The sequence below is a fragment of the Desulfuromonas acetoxidans DSM 684 genome, assembly GCF_000167355.1.
Taxonomy (GTDB): Bacteria; Desulfobacterota; Desulfuromonadia; order Desulfuromonadales; family Desulfuromonadaceae; genus Desulfuromonas; species Desulfuromonas acetoxidans.
Genome location: NZ_AAEW02000008.1, coordinates 137,249 through 157,371 on the forward strand (window position 1 = coordinate 137,249; position 20,123 = coordinate 157,371).

20 protein-coding genes and 2 pseudogenes are annotated in these 20,123 nt (G+C 52.5%); 21 read left to right on the forward strand and 1 reads right to left on the reverse strand.

What is annotated here, in order from left to right:
* Positions 1-32: 32 nt before the first annotated feature.
* From flhA to DACE_RS18980, 11 genes and pseudogenes are all read left to right on the forward strand, one after another.
* Complete coding sequence (gene flhA / locus DACE_RS08500; protein ID WP_006000308.1) at positions 33-2,132, forward strand: flagellar biosynthesis protein FlhA; 2,100 nt, start codon at positions 33-35, stop codon at positions 2,130-2,132.
* A complete protein-coding gene (flhF, locus tag DACE_RS08505; RefSeq protein WP_006000310.1) occupies positions 2,122-3,435 on the forward strand; it encodes a flagellar biosynthesis GTPase FlhF in 1,314 nt (437 codons plus the stop codon). Before flhA ends, flhF begins: the two co-directional genes overlap by 11 nt.
* Before the next feature lie 4 nt (positions 3,436-3,439).
* Entirely contained in the window at positions 3,440-4,348 is a 909-nt protein-coding gene (locus tag DACE_RS08510) for a MinD/ParA family protein (RefSeq protein WP_006000313.1), read from the forward strand.
* 2 nt (positions 4,349-4,350) lie between these two features.
* Positions 4,351-5,082, forward strand: coding sequence for a FliA/WhiG family RNA polymerase sigma factor (locus tag DACE_RS08515; protein ID WP_006000316.1), 732 nt, complete (start codon positions 4,351-4,353; stop codon positions 5,080-5,082).
* 5 nt (positions 5,083-5,087) lie between these two features.
* Positions 5,088-5,531: a hypothetical protein gene (locus tag DACE_RS08520; RefSeq protein ID WP_006000318.1), complete on the forward strand. Its 444-nt coding sequence runs from the start codon at positions 5,088-5,090 to the stop codon at positions 5,529-5,531.
* Between the two features lie 282 nt (positions 5,532-5,813).
* On the forward strand, positions 5,814-6,542 hold the full coding sequence (locus DACE_RS08525; RefSeq protein WP_006000320.1) for a flagellar hook-basal body protein: 729 nt from the start codon (positions 5,814-5,816) through the stop codon (positions 6,540-6,542).
* A 58-nt stretch (positions 6,543-6,600) separates the two neighbouring features.
* Positions 6,601-7,386 (forward strand): flagellar basal-body rod protein FlgG, encoded by a 786-nt coding sequence (gene flgG / locus DACE_RS08530; RefSeq protein WP_006000323.1) that lies wholly within the window; start codon positions 6,601-6,603, stop codon positions 7,384-7,386.
* A gap of 6 nt (positions 7,387-7,392) precedes the next feature.
* The gene (gene flgA, locus DACE_RS17235) at positions 7,393-8,127 is read left to right on the forward strand and encodes a flagellar basal body P-ring formation chaperone FlgA (RefSeq protein ID WP_050769988.1); all 735 of its coding nucleotides are present in this window, start codon (positions 7,393-7,395) and stop codon (positions 8,125-8,127) included.
* Position 8,128: 1 nt separating this feature from the next.
* A complete protein-coding gene (locus DACE_RS08540; RefSeq protein WP_006000327.1) occupies positions 8,129-8,830 on the forward strand; it encodes a flagellar basal body L-ring protein FlgH in 702 nt (233 codons plus the stop codon).
* 38 nt (positions 8,831-8,868) lie between these two features.
* Positions 8,869-9,975, forward strand: coding sequence for a flagellar basal body P-ring protein FlgI (locus DACE_RS08545; protein ID WP_006000329.1), 1,107 nt, complete (start codon positions 8,869-8,871; stop codon positions 9,973-9,975).
* Positions 9,953-10,087 (forward strand): annotated as a pseudogene (locus DACE_RS18980) (hypothetical protein); the annotation flags it as partial. The gene DACE_RS08545 and the pseudogene DACE_RS18980, both read left to right, overlap by 23 nt.
* Here the strand turns inward: DACE_RS18980 and DACE_RS08550 are convergent.
* Complete coding sequence (locus DACE_RS08550; RefSeq protein WP_006000332.1) at positions 10,046-11,461, reverse strand: mannose-1-phosphate guanylyltransferase/mannose-6-phosphate isomerase; 1,416 nt, start codon at positions 11,459-11,461, stop codon at positions 10,046-10,048. The pseudogene DACE_RS18980 and the gene DACE_RS08550 sit on opposite strands and share 42 nt — an antisense overlap.
* Before the next feature lie 408 nt (positions 11,462-11,869).
* Between DACE_RS08550 and DACE_RS08555 the strand changes: the two genes are divergently transcribed.
* The 10 genes and pseudogenes from DACE_RS08555 to DACE_RS18830 all read left to right on the forward strand — a co-directional run bounded on the left by DACE_RS08555 (position 11,870) and on the right by DACE_RS18830 (position 19,919).
* On the forward strand, positions 11,870-12,166 hold the full coding sequence (locus DACE_RS08555) for a rod-binding protein (RefSeq protein ID WP_006000333.1): 297 nt from the start codon (positions 11,870-11,872) through the stop codon (positions 12,164-12,166).
* Positions 12,167-12,440: 274 nt separating this feature from the next.
* Positions 12,441-12,899 carry a hypothetical protein gene (locus DACE_RS08560; RefSeq protein WP_006000336.1) on the forward strand — a complete coding sequence of 153 codons (459 nt, stop codon included), beginning with the start codon at positions 12,441-12,443 and terminating at the stop codon, positions 12,897-12,899.
* A 24-nt stretch (positions 12,900-12,923) separates the two neighbouring features.
* Positions 12,924-13,298 carry a flagellar biosynthesis anti-sigma factor FlgM gene (gene flgM, locus DACE_RS08565; protein ID WP_006000339.1) on the forward strand — a complete coding sequence of 125 codons (375 nt, stop codon included), beginning with the start codon at positions 12,924-12,926 and terminating at the stop codon, positions 13,296-13,298.
* On the forward strand, positions 13,295-13,645 hold the full coding sequence (locus tag DACE_RS08570) for a flagellar protein FlgN (RefSeq protein ID WP_006000342.1): 351 nt from the start codon (positions 13,295-13,297) through the stop codon (positions 13,643-13,645). Before flgM ends, DACE_RS08570 begins: the two co-directional genes overlap by 4 nt.
* The gene (flgK, locus tag DACE_RS08575; RefSeq protein ID WP_006000343.1) at positions 13,645-15,303 is read left to right on the forward strand and encodes a flagellar hook-associated protein FlgK; all 1,659 of its coding nucleotides are present in this window, start codon (positions 13,645-13,647) and stop codon (positions 15,301-15,303) included. The genes DACE_RS08570 and flgK overlap by 1 nt, the downstream gene beginning before the upstream one ends.
* Positions 15,304-15,391: 88 nt before the next feature.
* A complete protein-coding gene (gene flgL / locus DACE_RS08580; RefSeq protein WP_006000345.1) occupies positions 15,392-17,317 on the forward strand; it encodes a flagellar hook-associated protein FlgL in 1,926 nt (641 codons plus the stop codon).
* A gap of 28 nt (positions 17,318-17,345) precedes the next feature.
* Positions 17,346-17,588: a carbon storage regulator CsrA gene (gene csrA / locus DACE_RS08585; protein ID WP_006000347.1), complete on the forward strand. Its 243-nt coding sequence runs from the start codon at positions 17,346-17,348 to the stop codon at positions 17,586-17,588.
* The gene (locus DACE_RS08590) at positions 17,585-18,058 is read left to right on the forward strand and encodes a flagellar assembly protein FliW (protein WP_006000349.1); all 474 of its coding nucleotides are present in this window, start codon (positions 17,585-17,587) and stop codon (positions 18,056-18,058) included. Before csrA ends, DACE_RS08590 begins: the two co-directional genes overlap by 4 nt.
* A 58-nt stretch (positions 18,059-18,116) precedes the next feature.
* Positions 18,117-18,533: pseudogene (locus tag DACE_RS18985) on the forward strand (flagellin N-terminal helical domain-containing protein); the annotation flags it as partial.
* A 6-nt stretch (positions 18,534-18,539) separates the two neighbouring features.
* Positions 18,540-19,919: a flagellin gene (locus tag DACE_RS18830; RefSeq protein ID WP_420196334.1), complete on the forward strand. Its 1,380-nt coding sequence runs from the start codon at positions 18,540-18,542 to the stop codon at positions 19,917-19,919.
* Positions 19,920-20,123 lie beyond the last annotated feature (204 nt).

Below are 20,123 nucleotides of genomic sequence, written 5' to 3' on the forward strand. Positions count from 1 at the left end.
GTTTAGTGAAATAATTTGTGATTGTGTAATTCATGCTTGAAGCGTTAGCGGAAAATAAATGGGTTCGTCTGATTGTCCGTAGTGACATCATGGTCTCGCTCGGCCTGGTGATGGTGCTGATGCTGATGATCATTCCGCTGCCGCCGGTTTTGCTTGATATTTTCCTGTCGCTCAACATCACCCTGGCTCTGCTGATCCTGATCATTAGCCTGTACACGGCGAAATCCGTTGAGTTTGCCGTGTTCCCTGCGGTTCTGCTGGCCACCACGTTGTTCCGATTGTCTCTCAATGTGGCGTCAACCCGCCTGATTTTGCTGCATGGCGAAGAGGGGCCCAGTGCCGCCGGTTCGGTGATCATGTCGTTCGGCCAGTTTGTGGTTGGTGGTAACTACGTGGTTGGCCTGGTTATTTTCGTTATCCTGGTGTTGATCAACTTTATGGTTATTACCAAGGGTGCCGGGCGTGTTGCCGAAGTTGCCGCCCGTTTTACCCTGGATGCCATGCCCGGTAAACAGATGGCCATTGATGCCGATTTGAACGCCGGCCTGATCAATGATCAGGAGGCCAAGGTGCGACGGGCCGAAATCGCCAACGAAGCCGACTTCTACGGGGCCATGGATGGTGCCAGTAAGTTCGTGCGCGGCGATGCCATTGCCGGGATTATTATCACCCTGATCAATATCGGCGCAGGTTTTATCATCGGCGTTGTCCAGAAGGGGATGCCAGCCATTGAGGCGGCACAAAACTACACGATTCTCACGGTTGGTGATGGTCTGGTCGGCCAAGTCCCGGCACTGATCATCTCCACTGCTGCAGGTATTCTCGTTACCCGGACTGCGGGTACCGGCGATTTTGGTACCGACCTCAAAGCGCAGTTCAGTGTTCATCCCCAGGCGGTTTGGGTGGTCTCAGTGATCCTGCTGGCCTTTGCCCTGATTCCCGGTTTGCCGTTTGCTCCCTTTCTCATCCTGTCGGCATTGCTGGCGTTTATCGCGTTTCAGTTGCAGAAGACCCAGGCCCAGGAGCAGGAGGCTGCTGAAGCTATTTCGATGGAACAGGCCCGTCCTGAAGCGCGGGAAAAAGAAGATGATTACGATGAGATGCTCAATGTCGACCTGCTCGAACTCGAGGTCGGCTATGGGTTGATCCCGTTTGTTGATGCCGCCCAGGATGGCGAGTTGCTCGAACGGATTCGTTCGATTCGCAAACAGTTTGCTTTGGATTCCGGTTTTATCGTGCCGCCGGTGCATATCAAAGATAACCTGCAGCTCAAACCCAACGAATATAACTTTATGCTCAAAGGGGTCAAGGTTGCCGGAGCCGAGATGCTCCCCGGCCATTTCATGGCTATGAATCCGGGCATGGCTACTGAGACCATCAAAGGGGTTGCCACTGAAGAGCCTGCATTTGGTCTCCCTGCCACCTGGATCTCGGAAGATAAAAAAGAGCGAGCCCAGATTGCCGGTTATACGGTGGTCGACTGTACCACTGTGATGGCGACACACATCAGCGAGATTATCAAACGCTATGCCTATGAACTTTTAGGCCGCCAAGAGGTACAGAACTTGCTTGATAATCTTAAGAAGAGTTATCCCAAGCTGGTGGAGGAGTTGGTTCCCGAGCCGTTGAACCTTGGTCTGATCATGCGGGTTCTGCAGAATCTGCTGCGTGAAGATGTGTCGATTCGCGATTTGCGCACCATTCTCGAAACTCTGGCTGATTATGCCGCTCCGGGATCGGATCCTGACTATCTGACCGAGCACGTGCGCAGCGCGCTGGCCCGTTCTATCAGTGGTAAGTATGCCCAGGCAGACGATGTTCTGGCGGTGATGACTCTGGATCGCAAGATCGAGGAAGGGATTCAGCAATCGTTGCAGAAGACAGACAGCGGAATCGGTTATCTGGCCATGGAGCCAAGACAGGCTCAAGCGGTCCTGGATGCACTGGCTGAGCAGCTTCAACAGTTCAGTGGCGGGATGACTCCGGTGCTGCTTTGTTCGCCAACGATTCGTCCTCATGTCAAAAAAACGACTGAACGATACCTTCCCAGCCTGGTGGTGATCTCCCACAACGAGATTGCTTCGCATTTAAAAGTACGCTCTATCGGAATGGTGAAAATCAATGCAGGTTAGGGTTTTCGAATCAGAGGATATGGATTCGGCGTTGCGCATGATTAAGGAAGCGCTGGGACCGGATGCCTTGATTCTGTCATCACGGACAGTACGCAAGGGCGGCATGGGTTTGTTCGGAAAACCAATGCTCGAAGTGACCGCCGCTGTTGATGCGAATGCCGATGATGCTGCTACGCCGGAGGCTGATCAAGCCATACTCGATGTGCGTAGTGGCGATGGTGATGATCTGAACTATCAGGACTTGTGGGCGTCCAGAGAGATTGAAAAAAAACCAAAAAAGGTCACGCCACATCGTTTTGAAGAGGCGTTGCCCAATCCGTATCGGCACATCACCTCTTCGGCCTCTGCCGAGACCTCGCCCCGTTCTCTGGATGGGTTGCGCAATGAGGTCGGCGAGTTAAAAAATCTGGTCAGCTCACTGGTTAAAGACCTGCCTGAGCAACTGGATAAGCTTAGTCGTCAGAAACCCCAGCCTGTTATCGCTCCCGCAGTTCAGCGCTTTTCCACCATGTCAACGGCCGATCAGCAGATCCATGATGGTTTGACGCGTCTTGGAATCGAAGCGGAAGCCGCGTCCACGATTGCCCATTACGCATCGAGTCAGCTGACGACCAAACAGATTGCTGATCCGGCTGTTCTTAATGCGTTCTTTGCCAAAACCATTGCCGAACTGGTACAGACCACCGGCAGTATTTTGCCCCAGCCCGGCGAATCGAAACGGATTGCCCTGATTGGTCCGACCGGCGTCGGCAAGACCACCACCATTGCCAAGTTGGCGGCGTCCCATCTGCTCGCCGGTGGCAAGCGGGTGGCTCTGGTCACGATTGACACCTACCGCATTGCCGCTGTTGAGCAACTCAAGGTGTACGGCGAGATCATGAACCTGCCGGTTGAGGTGGTGATGAACGCTGATCAGTTGCATGAAGTGTTGGAGCGCCACAGCGATAAAGATCTGGTGTTGATCGATACGGCCGGACGCAGCCCAAAAGATTCGGTGAGCCTGCAGGAACTTGAAGAGTTTCTCCATGTTGATCCGAACATTGAGGCGCATCTGGTTATGTCGGCAACCACGCGCGAGCGCGACCTCTACGAGATTTATGGGCGGTTCAGTGCCCTGTCCCCGCAAAGCATGTTGTTGACCAAGCTCGACGAATGCAACAGCCTCGGGGTTTTGTTGAATATTCATTTGCGCAACAACTGTCCCATATCATATCTGGCCAACGGTCAGAAAGTTCCGGAAGACCTTGTTCAAGCTACCTCTGAGTTGGTTAGCTCAATGATTCTGGAAAGCAGTGAAGGATAAATCGATGGATGGACATCAAGAACACGCCGATCAGGCGGATACATTACGCTCGTTGAGTGACCGAATGGGAGAGGCACCCCAGATGAATGCCGGCAACAATAAGACGGCACGCGTTCTGTCGGTCACCAGTGGTAAGGGGGGCGTTGGTAAAACTGCAGTTGTCTCCAATGTTGCCGTTGCTCTGGGCCGAATGGGGAAGAGGGTTTTGATTATCGATGCCGACCTCGGTCTGGCCAATATCGATGTGGTCTTCGGTCTGGCCCCACGTTATAACCTTAACCATTTCTTTTCCGGCCAGCAGAGCCTGGAGTCGATCCTTGTTGATGGCCCCCCCGGGGTACAGATTCTTCCGGCCGGATCCGGGGTCCAGCAGTTTACCCGCCTCGAAGCCAGCCATAAGATGCGCTTTCTCGATGACCTGGAAAACTTGCCTGGCGATTACGATGTGGTATTGATTGATACCGAGGCCGGTATTTCCGAAAATGTCACTTATTTCAACCAGGCCGCGCAGGATATCTTGGTGGTGACCACGCCGGAGCCGACCGCGATCACCGATGCCTACGCGCTGATGAAATTGTTGTCGTCGCAGTATCACGAAAAGCGCTTCAACCTGATTGTCAACTCGGTGCGCCATTCGGATGAAGCGCTGGATGTGTATCGTAAACTGACCATGGTGTCCAATCGTTATCTGGATATCTCCATTGATTTCATGGGCGGCATTCCGTTCGACCGTAAAATGTACGAGTCGGTCCGACGCCAGAAAGTGATGGTGGAGATGTATCCGGGACACAAAGTCAGCGTGGCATTTGAAAAGCTGGCGACGACGCTGATTGCGGATCAGCACCGCAATGAACCTAAAGGGTCGTTGCAATTTTTCTGGAAACGATTGTTGTCATTGGGGAGTGGCACTTAGTGATGAGTTCGCCTTACGGCTATGGACCGTCTTCCGGTCAGGATAAAAACGAGCTGGTCAAGTCTCATATGTCGCTGGTGCATCTGGTGGTTGATCGCATGCGCGCTCAGGTGCCTGGGTTCGTGACCAAAGACGATATGACCAGTGCGGCGATGATGGGGTTGATGGATGCCGCCACCCGTTTTGATCCGTCGCGGGGGATCATGTTCAAAACCTTTGCCGAGCGGCGTATTCGTGGAGCCATCTACGATGAGATCCGCAAGATGGACTGGTTCTCCCGTTCATTGCGCGAAAAGCAGGGGCGGATCGGCAAGACCATTACCCAGATGGAGCATCGTCTCGGCCGCACTCCCGAAGAGGAAGAAGTCGCCGAAGCCATGGACATGACCCTGGATGAATACCGCCACATGCTTGGCCAGGTGTGTCATCTCGGTTGTGTCAGCCTCAACGAAACCTTGGACGACCGCGACGATGGCCGCAATTTTCTCGATCTGCTTACCGATGATTCACCGTCGGTACAGCAACGGATAGAGGAGAGTGAACTCGCTTCCGAACTGGCCGGGCAACTGGATAAACTCTCAGAAAAAGAGCGATTGGTCATTTCGTTGTATTACTATGAAGAACTGACGCAAAAGGAGATCGCTGAAGTTCTCGACCTGACCGAAGGGCGGATTTCCCAATTGCACAGTCAGGCGTTGGTTAAACTCAAAGTCAAACTGTCACGGCCGAGGTGATTACGGTGCAACAGACTCTCCATAACATCATTGATATGCTGTTTAACCTGCCCCACCTGCAATTGATCTTCGTCAGCTTTATGATGTTGGTGTTTGGCCTGGCAGTATGGCGTCTGCAACGGCGGGTCCATGATGAAACCCGTCGTCGTGAAGAAGCCGATCGCCAGTTGCTCAACGCCCTGCAACGTCTGACCCGGCTCGAAGATCAGATCGAACAAGGTGGCTCCGGCAAAGAACGCAATTTTGAACGCAGTCTCGATCATGCCGAGCTGAAAAACCGTTTGCAGACCCCTCCGGCAACATCGGGTAATCCACCGAATAAATACCGTCATGTTGCAGCGTTGGCTGAGCAGGGGATGGACGAAAAGCAGATAGCCGACGTGTTGCACATCTCCATTGCGGAAGCTTCGCAACTCATCTCCCTCTCACGCATTGCCTGCAGCGAATAATCCTGCCCGAACATGTCGTTTCCAAGGTCTTTCCCCTGGGTCTCTCTCCGACCAGCACGGGATCTATTTCGTCTGTGGCCTGAAGAAATTTATCTGATTGTTCCCTGGTTGCCACGCATAATTGCGACGGCTGATTTGGCTCCGTCGAGACGTTTGCGGCCTTGAGAATAAGAGTCGACACAATTTCGCCCCATATTCATCCGCTAAATTGATGCCTCCCCTAAAGTTTTCCTGCCAACAGGTCGACATGTCAGTTAACGATCAATCAACCAGGAGTAACTTATGAGTTCCGGGATTTACGCGACCCTCAGTGGTGCCGTTGCCAGAATGCAGACTGTCGATGTCGTGACCAACAACCTCTCCAATGCCAACACGCTCGGCTATAAAAAAGACCGAGTTCAATTCAGTGCGGTTTTGGACAGCGCCAAGCAGAACCAGCAGGCCGGTGGCGTGAACTATTCATACGTCGAAGTAGCTAAAACGGATTATTCGCAAGGCGTGTTGATCGATACCCGCAATGAGTATGATGTGGCCATTAACGGCAATGGCTTTTTCAAAGTTCGCAATCCTGATGACGGTGAGATCTATTTTACCCGCCTCGGAGCCCTTGATCGGGAACCGGACGGTACGTTGATCACCCGTACCGGCGAATTTGTGTTGAGCCCGGCCAATGAAACCATTGTGCTCCCTGAAGGGGACTTTGTCATTGATGAGCGTGGCCGTATTCTCGGCAACGAGGGTGTGGTGGATGAGCTGGCGTTGGTTGATCCGGATCCGGACTTGTTGATTAAACAAGGTAATGGCCGCTACAGCTATGATGGCGATATGCGGGTCGTTCCCAACAGTACCGACAGCCAGGTGATGCAGGGCCATCTTGAACAGTCCAATGTCAAGGCGATTGAGGAAACGACTTTGATGATGACCAGCCTGCGCGCCTTTGAAAATTATCAGAAAGCGATGAAAAACTATTTCACTCTCGAGAGCAAAGTGAACGAAATCGGCTCTCTTTAATTATCAGAGTTATTCAGTTTCACAATAAAGAGTTTATTCAGCAACAGGAGACAGGGGTATGATCAGAGCATTATGGACCGCCGCCACCGGCATGGATTCGCAACAGACGAATATTGATGTGATTGCCAACAACCTGGCCAACGTCAACACCAGCGGTTTCAAAAAAAGCCGTGCGGATTTTCAGGAGTTGCTCTATCAGGTCAGCAAAACTCCCGGCAGTTCCACCTCGGCCGATACCGTGTCGCCGACCGGTATTCAGGTTGGTCTTGGTTCGCGAACCGCTGCCGTGCAAAAAGTGTTTAGCACCGGCGATATGATGCAGACGGAAAATGAGCTGGATCTGGCCATTGAAGGTCGTGGTTTCTTTCAGGTCGAAATGCCTGACGGAACCACCGCTTATACCCGTTCCGGTGCGCTGAAAAAAGATGGCGACGGACGTCTGACCACCTCGGAAGGGTACCTGTTGACACCGCAGATTGTCATTCCTGAAAATACCACCAGCATCTCCATCGGTCAGGATGGTACCGTGGATGTTTTCCTCGATGGTGAGTCCACCTCCACGGAAATCGGTGTGATTGAGATGGCGATTTTCAGTAATGAATCGGGTTTGCGTAGTCTTGGTCGCAACCTGTTTGCTGAAACGCTCTCCTCGGGTGTTGCGAACACCGGAATCCCCGGCGAAAATGGTCTTGGGACATTATCGCAGGGCTATCTTGAAGGGTCCAACGTCAGCGTCATGGAAGAGATGGTTAATATGATCGCCGGTCAACGGGCTTATGAGGTCAATTCCAAGGCCATTCAGACTGCCGATGAAATGCTGCAAATGACCAATAATCTGATCTAAGGTTGCATGGTGCGGATTCTCTCGGACAAAAACAGATTTTTCTGGCTGCTCCTAGTCAGCATGGTGATTGGCTTGCTGTGGAGCTCCCTGGCGGTTGCCGGTGGAACCACAATTACCAATCAGGATATCCAGCGCACCATCAAGACTTATCTGAACAAGGCCCAACAGCGCATTAACCATGTTGATTACACGTTTGAGCCGTATTCCAAGGAGGATTCTTTTACTCTTCCGGCAGGTAAATTGCGAATAGATGTGTTGCCAGCCGTTAAAAAGATCATTGGCAGCCGCCATTTCACCGTGGTCTATCGGGTCGATGGGCGCACTGTCAAATCGGTCACGGTTCGCGGCAAGTTGCTCGTCAAGGCCGATGTGGTGGTGGCGCAACAGTCGCTTAAACGTGGGACGATTATTTCCGCCGAAGATGTCAGTTTGGTTCACCTGGATGTTTCGCGGATCCGTGAACCTATTTTTGACCTGAAAAATGTGGTGGGAAAACTCGTTGCCCGCAATGTACGTGCCGGTCAGCCGGTGGAGTTCAAGAGTGTGGAAACACCGCCACTGGTCCACAAAGGCAGCTTTGTCAAATTGGTCGCCCGCCGCAGCGGCATGATGTTGACGGCGATCGGCATTGCCCTGGAAGACGGCAGCAAGGGCGAAGTGATTCGGGTGCAAAACAACAGATCGAAAAAAGTGGTTATGGCTCAGGTCGTTGGGCCGGATCTGGTCGAAGTGGAGTTTTAACATGAAACAGATGTGGCAACGGATTCCATACCTTTTGATGCTTGTAGCGGGTGTTGTCGCCTGTGCACCGGTGCAACCGAGAGATGCTGAAATCTCCAAGCCGGTCACCATGGAAACTCCCGAGATTGAGGCACCGCAGCCCAAGACACCCGGCTCCTTGTGGACGACGGGTAACGGCAGTCTGTTTGTTGATAACCGGGCCAGTCGTGTCGGCGATATTCTCACCGTGGCCATCTACGAGCAGGCCGAAGCCAGCAAGCAAGCGACCACATCCACGGGCCGAACTACCTCCGCCAGTGCCGATATTACCAGCTTGTTTGGCCTGGAATCCAATCTCGCCAACTTGAACAGTAACATTGATCCGGCCAATCTGGTCAGTGCCGGATATACCAACGATTTTCAGGGTAGTGGCAGTACCACCCGGAAAGAAGATCTGGTCGCGACATTGACAACCCGAGTGGTTGAAGTGTTGCCGAACGGCACTCTGCGTATTTCCGGGAGTAAAAGTGTTACCGTCAACCATGAACGACAGTTGATTCACCTGTCCGGTATTGTCCGCCAGGAAGATATCACCCCGGAAAACCTTATTGACTCAAAGTATGTTCTTGATGCCAATATTGTCTATACCGGTAAAGGTGTGATTGACGATAAACAGAAGCCGGGTTGGTTGCTGCGGTTACTGGATACGGTAACACCATTTTAAGTGTGTTGCCTCGGGTTGATAGCCCGCAGGAGTTGAGAATGACAAAACGTGTTCACATCGTGATTATAGCTCTGGTCCTCTTCAGCCTGTCCTGCTCGACAGGGCTGGCCAGTCGCATTAAGGATCTGGCCGATATTGAAGGGGTGCGGACCAATCAACTGGTTGGTTATGGTTTGGTCGTGGGTCTGAATGGTACCGGTGACAGTTCCAGTACCGAATTTACCATCCAATCTCTCGTCAATATGATGGAACGGCTTGGCATGCGTGTAGAACGCGATAAGGTCAAAGTTGATAACGTTGCCGCTGTCATGGTGACCGCCGAACTGCCGGCATTTGCCAAAGCCGGTAGTGCCATTGATGTGCTGGTCTCCTCCATCGGTGATGCTGACAGCCTGGTGGGCGGCACGTTATTGATGACGCCGCTCAAAGCTCCGGACGGTAATGTCTATGCGGTTGCTCAGGGGGCTCTTGCTGTTGGTGCACTCTCTTTTGGCGGTAAAGCCGCCAAGGTGCAGAAGAATCATCCGACGGTGGGGCGTATCCCTTCCGGTGCGATCGTAGAACGGGAAGTTCCTTTCCGGTTACCTGAAAATCGTGCCCTTAATTACCGCCTGCGCACCGCTGATTTTACCACAGTGAGCCGTATGGCCGATGTTGTGAATGGCTATTTCGGCCAACCTCTGGCACATGCCCTTGATAGTGGTTCTCTGCAGGTGATCGTGGCCGATGAGTATGCCGACTCACTGGTTGAATTTATTGCCCGGGTCGAGCATCTGGAAGTTCAGCCGGATATGATTGCCAAGATCATTGTTAATGAACGCAGTGGCACCATTGTTATGGGGGAACATGTCCGTCTGTCGACGGTTGCCGTGTCCCACGGTAACCTCAACTTGGTCATCAATGACTCGGCACTGGTTTCCCAACCGTCGCCTCTTTCTGAAACTGGGAACACTGTTGAAGTGCCGCAAACCGATATCAGCGTGTCCGAAGATCGCGGCAACCTAGTCGTCTTGCCGATGGGGGTTAGTATCGGCGATGTGGCCCGTGCCCTCAATGCCATTGGCGCGACACCTCGTGACCTGATTGCAATTTTCCAGGCGATCAAAGCTGCCGGGGCCTTGCATGCCGAGTTGGAGATTCTTTAAACGGTTCTCACCACGGTGGACTAAACGAAAAGAGGGGGGCTTGTCTGTTGCAGACAAGCTCCCTTTGTTGTTATCGGCCGTAATTGTCTTCGAAACGAACGATGTCATCTTCCCCCAAGTAACTTCCCGATTGAATTTCGATCAATTCCAGAGGAATTTTGCCGGGATTTTCCAGGCGGTGCCTGGTTCCCAGAGGGATGTAGGTTGACTGGTTTTCCGTCAAAGTCAGAACCTCATCGCCGCGGGTGATTTTTGCCGTGCCCTTGACGATCACCCAGTGTTCGGCACGATGATGGTGCATTTGCAATGACAGACTGGCGCCGGGCTTCACCGTAATGTGCTTGACCTGAAACCTGTCAGCATGGTCGATACTTTCGTACCACCCCCACGGTCTGGCCACTTTTTGCGGTGTGTCGGCTTCCGCGCGGCCCAGGCTGGTCAGTTGCTGGACGATCTGCTTGATCTCCTGTGCTCTGTCGCGATGGGCGACCAGGATGGCATCCGAGGTTTCGACGATGATCAGGTTATCCACGCCCACAGCACTGAGCAGGCGGCTGGTGCCGTGCAGGTAGCTGTTGCTGACATCGTGGGTCAGCACATCACCTCGAATGACATTGTTGTGGTGATCTTTGTCACCGATCTCCCACAAGCTGGACCAGGAGCCGACGTCGTTCCATCCGGCATCCAACGGCACGACAATGGCATCCGAGACCTTTTCCATCACCGCATAGTCAATGGAGATACTGGTGCAATCAGCAAAGGCTTCCGCGCCAACACGGACGAAGTCCAAATCTTTCTGTGCCGCGCGCAGCGCCTTGTGGCAGCAGGTCACAATCTCTGGCTCGAAACGCTCAAGTTCTTCAAGATAGCGGGCTGCTTGAAACATAAACATGCCACTGTTCCAATAGTAATCGCCGCTATCCACGTAGTCTTGGGCCGTGGGCAAGTCGGGTTTTTCAACAAAAGAGTTGATGGTGAAAACAGGCAGCGGGGATGTTTGGATCGATGTGCCCTTTTGGATGTAGCCATAGCCGGTCTCCGGGCAGGTCGGAACAATGCCGAATGTGGCCAGCATCCCTTGCTCAACATGATCACTCAGGGCTTTGATTGCATCGCACAGTGCTTCGGGATGGGCAATGCTGTGATCGGCCGGCAAGACCAGCAGCGTCGCCTTTGTGTCCACCTTCAAAGCCTGCAGGGCTGCCAGAGCCACTGCCGGTGCTGTGTTTCTGCCAACAGGCTCCAGCAGAATTGCCGACGGTTGTTGATCGATCTGGCGCAGTTGTTCAGCGACCATGAAGCGATGCTCTTCATTGCAGACGACAATGGGCGCCGCAACCCCATCAAGACCTGATAAGCGTAGAGCGGTCTGTTGCAACATGGTTTTCTGGTCCGTTAACGGTAACAGCTGTTTGGGGTGAACGGAGCGGGACAGGGGCCACAACCGGGTTCCGGAGCCGCCCGACAGAAGTACGGGGATAATCATAAAAAGGTCCTTTATCGTCCTTGCTCAAAGGGGTGCATTGCCTAGCAGGGTGTTGAAAAAGTCCCATCCGGGGCCTTTTCAGCGACGCAAGTCGAAAATGCGATTTCCGTCTTGCTTACAAAATCAAGCACTTGAAAACATGTCCTTGATTTTGGTCGCCCGTCCATGGGCTCCATAGGCTGTTTTTCAACAGCCTGCTAGGGTGTTATTTTTTTGTAGAGGTTAGCATACTCTGATTTTTTCGCCTGATAAAATCAGCGTGAATATTGGTTTTTCGAGCGATGGGAATACTCATCGTCGTAACTCTGGAGGTGTTTTGGACGGTTGAAATGGTCTTTTTTTCTAAAGACTTGGCTGTCACACCCGATAAGAGCAATGACAGTAAACGATTTCACACGAGAGGCTATTATGAATCTCCATGTCGACCCACGCATGTACACCGATCAAACCAACAACCTGACCAATACCTCTTCCTCCCAGCAGGGCCATCAGTTGGAAAAAACCTGTGAGGAGTTTGAAGCCGTGATGGTTCAGATGATGTTCAAAGCTATGCGTGGCGCCCAGCCCGAGGGCGGTCTGGTCGAAAAAGATAACGCCAGCGAGATCTATCAGGATCTTTTCGATGGTGAAGTTGCTCGGGAGATGGCTCACAACCAGAGCATGGGAATTGGCAGCAAGCTTTATGAGCAGCTTTCAAAAGAGTAGTGTGACGTTTCTGTTGCGATGTCAAAATTTCGATTTCCGCGCAAAAATATGATTTAAAAGGTGTTCTTCCTGAGCACTTCGGCTCTCTTTGTTAATGCGATTATGTGTGGTGATTCTGCGGTTGGTGCTGTTGCTGCACCTGTGGGCTGAAAAAGCGCATGTTTTTTATAAAAGCGATTGTTTTCGCTAAAGTTCTGCGCCAAACCCGACGATAAAATAGCCAAGTAAAAAAGAAGATAGTTCTTTTTTCCACTATGTTACAAAGGGGTTCATCATGACAACAGCACTGCCGATCCAGTTTACATCAGAGTTTACGACCGTGCCGCTGTTGTCCGCGTCGCCGAGGCCGACAGCTTCAGGACGGCACGGATTGAGCCGTTCCGAGCGAGGCATGATTAAAAATGCCGTCGTTGGGATTGTTCAACAGCAACGTTCAGTGTTGAACATGTTGTGTGGTCATGGTGAAATCTCTGAAGAGACCATTGAAACACTGGTCGGCGAAGAGGGCTATTTCGGCCCGGAATCCTGTGCCCAGCGTATGGTTGAGCAGTTGACACAACTGATGCAACGCGACCTGGAGTTCTCTTCCCTGATCGCCAACGAAGTGATCGACTGCTGCCGCCGTTTTCAATACGGCAATGGTCATGAGCTTTCCCGACTCAGTGAAGAAACGTTTCAACGGATTTATGAAAAAATAACCCAGCGATGGATTGAGTTACCTCAAAACGGATAATTACAGCAGAAAACAGGTGATGTTATGACGATGAGAATTGATGGCGACAAAGGGTTGATCCCGCAAAATTCGGTGAAAAAAACCCAACAGCAGCAGGGAGCCAAAGACGCGGAGAAAGGTGCGGCCAGTGACAAGGTGAGCTTCTCCTCTGTCTTGCAACAGGCAGGGCAGACCCAGGAAACCGCAGCTCCGTTGAAAGCGCAGCCTCTCGAAGGGCTGAATGCACCGCTTCTCAATGCCCCGGCGTATGTCCAGGATGTCAATGAAACCCAGGAAACAGCACGGGCAGCTAAAGTTGAAGAGCTCAAAGCTCAGATTGCGGATGGTTCCTACCAGCCGGATTTGAAAAAAGTGGCCGGAAGTCTGCTTAAGTTTATTGCTGAAGGACGTCAGGTATGACACGCACGATTCACGAACAGCTGCAAGCCTTACACGATGTGATCATCGAAGAGCGTGAGTGCGCCAAAGCTTTGGATGTCGTCGCTCTGCAGGCCGTAACGCAACGTAAAGATGCGTTACTTGCGCAGCTCGAACTTGAAGGGGACTTGTCCCCGGAAGATCGCCAGTTGGCTGACACGATCCGTTTTGAAAATCGTCGCAATGCCTATCTGCTGTGGTCCGCGCTCAACTGGATTCGTGAATCGATGGAGTTTTTTGGACGCAAAACGGTACCCGATGCCTATACCCCGGCCGGTGGCATGGTGAGTAAAGGGATGGGGGGCCGACTTCTGTCCGGGAGGGTGTAATGGGTTTAGCTGCTGCACTCAATACAGGAAAAACCAGCCTTTTTGCCAGTCAGAAATCCATCGAGGTTGCAGGCAATAATATTGCCAACGTCAACACCGAGGGGTATTCACGGCAAAACGTTGTTCTTGGCGATATCCCGTCGCTTGAGTTTGGCGGTTTTTTTGTCGGAACCGGTGTTCGGGTTAACAATATCGAACGTGAGTACGATGTTTTTATCAACCAACAGTTACTGGATAAAAGCCAGGAACTCGGTACCGAGGATGCCAAATCAACTCCGCTGGCTGAGTTAGAGCGCGTCTTTAGTGTTGGTGACGAGAATCTGGCGACGGAGATCGACCGCTTCTTTGATGCCTGGCAGGAGCTGTCCACGAATCCCAGTGGTGAAGTTGAGCGCGACATCGTTATTCAGCGTGGTGAACTGTTAGCGTCATCGTTCAACAGCCTTGCTCGCGATCTCGATAACGTACGCAGCAATATCAACGATACCGTGGCGTCTGAAATCGATGATGTCAATCTTAAGTTGAATCAGATCGCTGAACTTAATACTCAAATTCAAAATATCGAAGCCAACGGCAAATCAGCCAACTCGTTTCGCGATCAGCGTGACCTGTTGTTACAGGAGCTGACCTACACGTTAGGCGTGCAGTCTTACGAGGAGCCGAACGGCGCCATCAATATCCAATTGCCCGGTGGTTTGCCTTTGGTTCAGAACGGTACGGCGCTTCAGCTTGAAGCTACCCCCAGAGGTGAAGACCTGACCCTGACGCTGAATATTGGCGAGAGTTCCTTTGAAGTCAAAGGCGACAATCTGGGTGGCAAGTTTAATGGCTTGTTTGAATTGCGCGATGAATTTATCCCCGAGCTGAAGCAAAATCTCGACCTGACGGCCTATGAAATGGTGCAAACGGTCAACAGTCTTCATGCTCAGGGGGTCGGGCTCGACGGTTCGACGGGCGTGGCATTCTTTAATAATCCCGGGAACCATACGACCCAGAGTTATGTCGATCCAGACCAGGCCACAGCCTTTTCGGCGGGTGATCTTTCGATCGAAGTGGATGGCGTTGCCAATACCGTGGCGTTTGCCGGTGGTTCATTGAACGATTTGGCGGACACCATCAACACCGCCGCTCTCGGCGTGACGGCAACCGTCAATGAACAGGATGACGGCACCTTTGTCATGGTGTTGAGACCGGACAACGCCGGTGACAGCGTCCAACTCGATACGTCGGCGGTGGGGGGCAGCTATGAAGCCCCGGAGTTCAGTATGCCGAATATCAGTGACCTGATTGCTGTGTCCATTCGCGATACCAGTAAGGTAGCGGCCGGTAACAGCAGTGCCCCCGGCGATAACACCAATGCCCTGGCCATTTCCGCCCTTAAAGACGAAGACACCATTAACGGTGAAGATACCTTTGTCAGCTTTTACGGCAAAATGGCTGCCAGTGTCGGTATTGAAGCCGGACAGAACCGTTTGGCGCAAAGTGGTGCTGAGGATTCTCTGACCCAATTGAAAAATCTTCGTGATGGTTCCGTTGGGGTCTCTATTGAAGAAGAGATGATCAGCCTGATTAAGTTCCAGCGCGGCTTTGAAGCGTCAGCCAAGTTGCTGTCGACGGTCGACGAATTGATGGTGACGGTAATCAACATCAAGAATTAATACGGCGAAATTGCAGGGGCTGTCCGTGAACGTTGGAGAGCTTGTGCCGGGATCAGCCTCCTGGCCGTAGTCGGTAGAGGGTAACGTTATGAAATCAACACAGGCAACAACCTTTCGCACGCTAAATTCAGAGCTGAACAGTATCAATAATCAGCTTGAAAATCTGCGCACTCAGGAAGCGACCGGCAAAAAACTCAACCGCCCGTCCGATGATCCGGCTGCGATCCGCCCCGTGTTGTCGGCTCGGACCCAGATTCGTGCTTCCGAGCGTTTCATCAGTTCCATGGAAACCTCACTTGACCGTCTCGACAACCTCGACAGCTATCTGGATCAGGCGGAGAATCTTCTGGTCAATGCCAAGGAAACGACCATCAACGCCATCAATGCGTCGATGAGCGATGCCGACATGGAAACGCTGGCTGACTCAATCAACTATGTAAAAACATCACTGATGAGTGTCGCCAACGCCCAAGTGGGTGGGCAGTATATTTTTGCCGGCTATCTCGAAGACACGCCGCCTTTCACCGAGGAAAATGGTGTGGTGGTCTATAATGGGGATTCCAACATCAAAAAGTTGGAAACCGCTCCCGGTGAATATGTGGAGACCAGCCTGGACGGAGCCAGCCTGTTCATGGGCTTGACCGATCTGGATGGCGACGGTGTCCTGGAACAGACCGGAACCAATCTTTTTGCTCAGTTGACCGATCTTGAACGCGCCATTCGCGGTGAGGCCGGTCAAGTCTACAACGGCGCGACTGCGCTGCCCACTGCCGATATCGGTTATCTCGATGCGGCCAACGGTGACTTCACCCCCATCGCTCTCGACGGCGGCGACCCGGCCAGCCCGGTGTTAGACGCTTCAGGAAATGCGGTTCCATTAACGTTTGGTGGCGAACCCATTGCCCTGCAGCCTCTGATGGGAGTGGATGGTGAGCCTCTGAGTATTGCCGATTACAATGCGCAGTTTCCTCCCGGAGTAACCACGGATAGCAGCGGTGCCGCGCTATCGGCCACTGCTTTGGAACAGCCGATGTATGTGTATAACGACGGCACGACCCCGGTGGATTTTGATGCTGCGGGCCAGCCGGTCCTGCTTTACGACGTCGGTGTCGGCGTTGCGGTTTCCGGTTTGACGGCCGGGAGCTATACCACCCTGAACGGTACGGCCATGAGCGGACCGACCACGGGTGGTGGCGACCTGACCATCGGTGACGGCACAACTCAGATTGATGTCGCCGCGTCGAACAGCGCCATTGATCTGGCAACCAATCTTGAAACCGCCGCAACCGCGGCTGGCTTGACCGTCACGGCCACCGCCGCCGACAGCACCAGTGGAAGCGACTTGTTTGCCTGGACTGATGTAACGGCTACGGATCCTCCCTATTCATTGACCGTTGAAGGCATCAGTCTGTTCGCGGCCGATGCCGACGGGGTTACTGCCGCTGATGTTGATGCCGCTGTTGCCGCCAATGCCGCTGCTTTTGCTGCGGCCGGTGTGACCGTTAGCGGTTCCGCTACCGGTGGTGACCTCGCTTTCTCACGTGTTGACGGGGATAATCTGGACATCGTCCAGGATGCCGGCGGAGCCGCCGTTGGTTTTACCGATATCAGCAATGACGGCTCCGGCGACACCTATTACGGGGAAGTCACCATCACCAGCGGCGCTGATTTCACCATTGGTGGTGCCAATCCCTCGGTTTCACTGTTGCCCGACGGTGCCCCGTTGCAGCTGCGTGAAGTTCCGGACCTCCAGGATCTTCTGGCGCGTCTTGAGACCTCCGCCGACGGCGTGCGTAGCTCGCGCAGTTTGATGGGCAACAACGCCGCACGGATTGAAACCTCCAAGGATCATATGGAAGGGGTGCTGATAGACCTGCAGCAGATTCTTTCGCGCTATGAAGATGTGGATCTGATCGATGTGATCACCGAGATCACCCAGACCGAGACCGCTCTTGAAGCTGCACTCAGTGTGACTGGAAGGGTCGGGCAATTATCTATCCTTAATTATTTGTAGTTTGGATTGAATTTTTGAAAGGCTTGCTATGCTGGTATTAACCAGAAAAGTCGGTGAAGGAATTGTCATCGGCGATGACATAAAATTGCAGATTGTCGAAATCAAAGGCGGAACCATCCGTCTGGGTATTGAGGCACCGCGCAACAAAAAAATATATCGTCAGGAAGTGTACGACAAGATTCTGGAGCAGAATCGTGCCGCAACAAGTTGGACATTGGACGACCTGGACACATTGGCAACAGGCTACCGTCCGACAAAGGAGGAAAAATGAACAAGATAAACAGTCGTTTTGGTGAGATTGAGTACGATCCGGCTTCTGTATTGACGTTTCCTGAAGGACTGATCGGTTTCGAATCCCTGCGTGACTTTGTCGTCATGCCCAATGAAAAGGAAGGTCCGCTGTTCTGGATTCAAAGTATTGAAGATCCTGATATCGCTTTGGTACTCACCGATCCGACCAACTTTTTCCTGACCTATAAAGTTGTTCCCGAAACGAACGAGTGTGAAAAGCTCGGTATTGACGAGGGTGACAACTGCTATGCATTGGTTGTGGTTACGGTACCGCCCGATAGAAAAATTACCCTCAACCTCGCGGCTCCAATCCTGTTTGCCCCGCAGACCAACCGGGCGATTCAGGTGATCCTTGAGAAGAGCGGCTATGACATTCAGACCCCGCTGCCGGTTGTTGAGGCTGTTGAAAAGAAACAGGACGAAGCGCAAAAAGAAAGTGCTCACGGCTAAGACGGGCTTCGCGCTTTTCCGCGAGTTTTAAAAATAACAATTTATACGGAGTATTGTTATGTCACTGACAATAAATACTAATGTTGCGTCTCTGAACGCCCAACGTAATCTCGGTAAATCTCAAACGGACCTTAATCAGTCCATGCAGCGCCTGTCTTCGGGGCTGCGGATCAACAGTGCGAAGGATGATGCCGCCGGTCTGGCCATCTCCGACCGTATGACTGCTCAAATTACCGGTCTCAATCAGGCAGCACGCAATGCCAATGATGGTATCTCTCTGGCGCAAACCGCTGAAGGGGCGCTGCAGGAGAGCACCAATATTCTCCAGCGTATTCGTGAGCTGGGTGTTCAGTCTGCCAACGATACCAACAGTGCAACGGACCGTGAGTCTTTGCAGGCGGAGGTTGATCAGTTGATTGCTGAACTCGACCGCATTGCCGACACCACTCAGTTCAACGGTAAGAACCTGCTTGACGGTAGCATGACCGATGCCACCTTCCAGGTCGGCCCTAACGCCGGTGTCAATCAGACCATATCCTTCAGTATCGCCAGTGCTGAAACCGATACGCTCGGTTATGTCGGTAGCTTCGTCGAAGCTCCCAACGGTGATCCTGTTGCTGGAACCAGCGTTTCCACAACTGCTCTTGCCGAAGGCGATATCATTGTCAACGATCAGGCTATTGGAGCTACCGACGGCACTGCAACCAGCCTGGGTGATGCGATCAATACCGCTGCCGGTGAAGATATTGCCACTGTGGTCAACTCACTAACTTTTGGCTTTGAAGATGTTACCCTGGAAGTGACACCTGGTGATCAGGAAGTCAATACCGTCACCTTTGGTGCATTGGCCAATACCGGTGTTGGTGATGCCACGGCCATTGTCAACGGTGTGACTGCTACCGGTGATGGTACAGGCAACGCGATCACTGCAGATGAACTTGCTGCTGGCTTCGCGGCCTATATTGCTGATCCTGTCGCCAATCCGACGGTTACCGGCGCCAGTGGTGGTGTGGTGACATTCGGTGGGAGTAATGACGATTCCCTGTTCACTGCCGCAGCCGGTGCGACCGGCGCAGATCTGGTTTATACCTCTGCTGCAACCAGCGGTGATGTTGCCAATATCTCTGTTTCAGGCGATGTGGCTCCGGGTGTGACAGAAACCACACCCGGTACCGATGATGCCGTAACCGGCACCTATGTTCTGACTGTCGATGGTGCAGACATTGGCGTGGCCGATGGCGGTGACGGCGTGATCAATGCGCAGGATGTTGTTGATGCACTCACCACCGCAGGTTATACCGCGTCTGTTGACGCTGATAACAACATCACGCTGGCCAACAGTGATGGCGCTGACATCACCCTGCAGGAAGACCTCGGTGGTACGAATACAGGTGTCGGTTTTGCTGACACCGCAGCCACCGCAGGTGCGCCGGTGACTCATGGCGGCCAGATCTCACTCGATAGCAATGCCGATATCACCCTCGAAGAGGGCACGGCTGGTGCGTTGGCTCTGGCCGGTCTGGATGAGGTTGGTAACCCGACAACCACCATTGATCAGGTGGATATTTCGACACAAGAAGGGGCCACCATGGCCATCAGCTCCGTTGACGCGGCTCTGATGCAGATTGATACCATCCGTGGTGACCTTGGTGCGGTGCAAAACCGTTTCGAATCAACGATTGCCAACCTGCAGAACGTTTCCGAGAACCTCTCGGCAGCACGGTCACGGATACTCGATGCGGATATCGCTGAAGAGACATCCAATATGACCAAGCAGAATATTCTGCAACAAGCAGGTGTTTCGATTCTGGCCCAAGCGAATCAGGCACCGCAGCTGGCCTTGAGTTTGCTCCAAGGTTAATCAACGCATACCATGCCCCGCAATGAGGTTTTTTTCTCTCATTGCGGGGCTTTTTTATGCACTGATTTAAGAAAATTAAAATTTTTCTCTAGATGAAAGTATTTTTTTTGTATACTTTTGTTTGTAGAGTGTAAAAAAAGTATCGTACTAAAAGGGACTTGGCGGAAAGCGAGGTGAGGTTAGACATCGATCAACCCTTGGTCA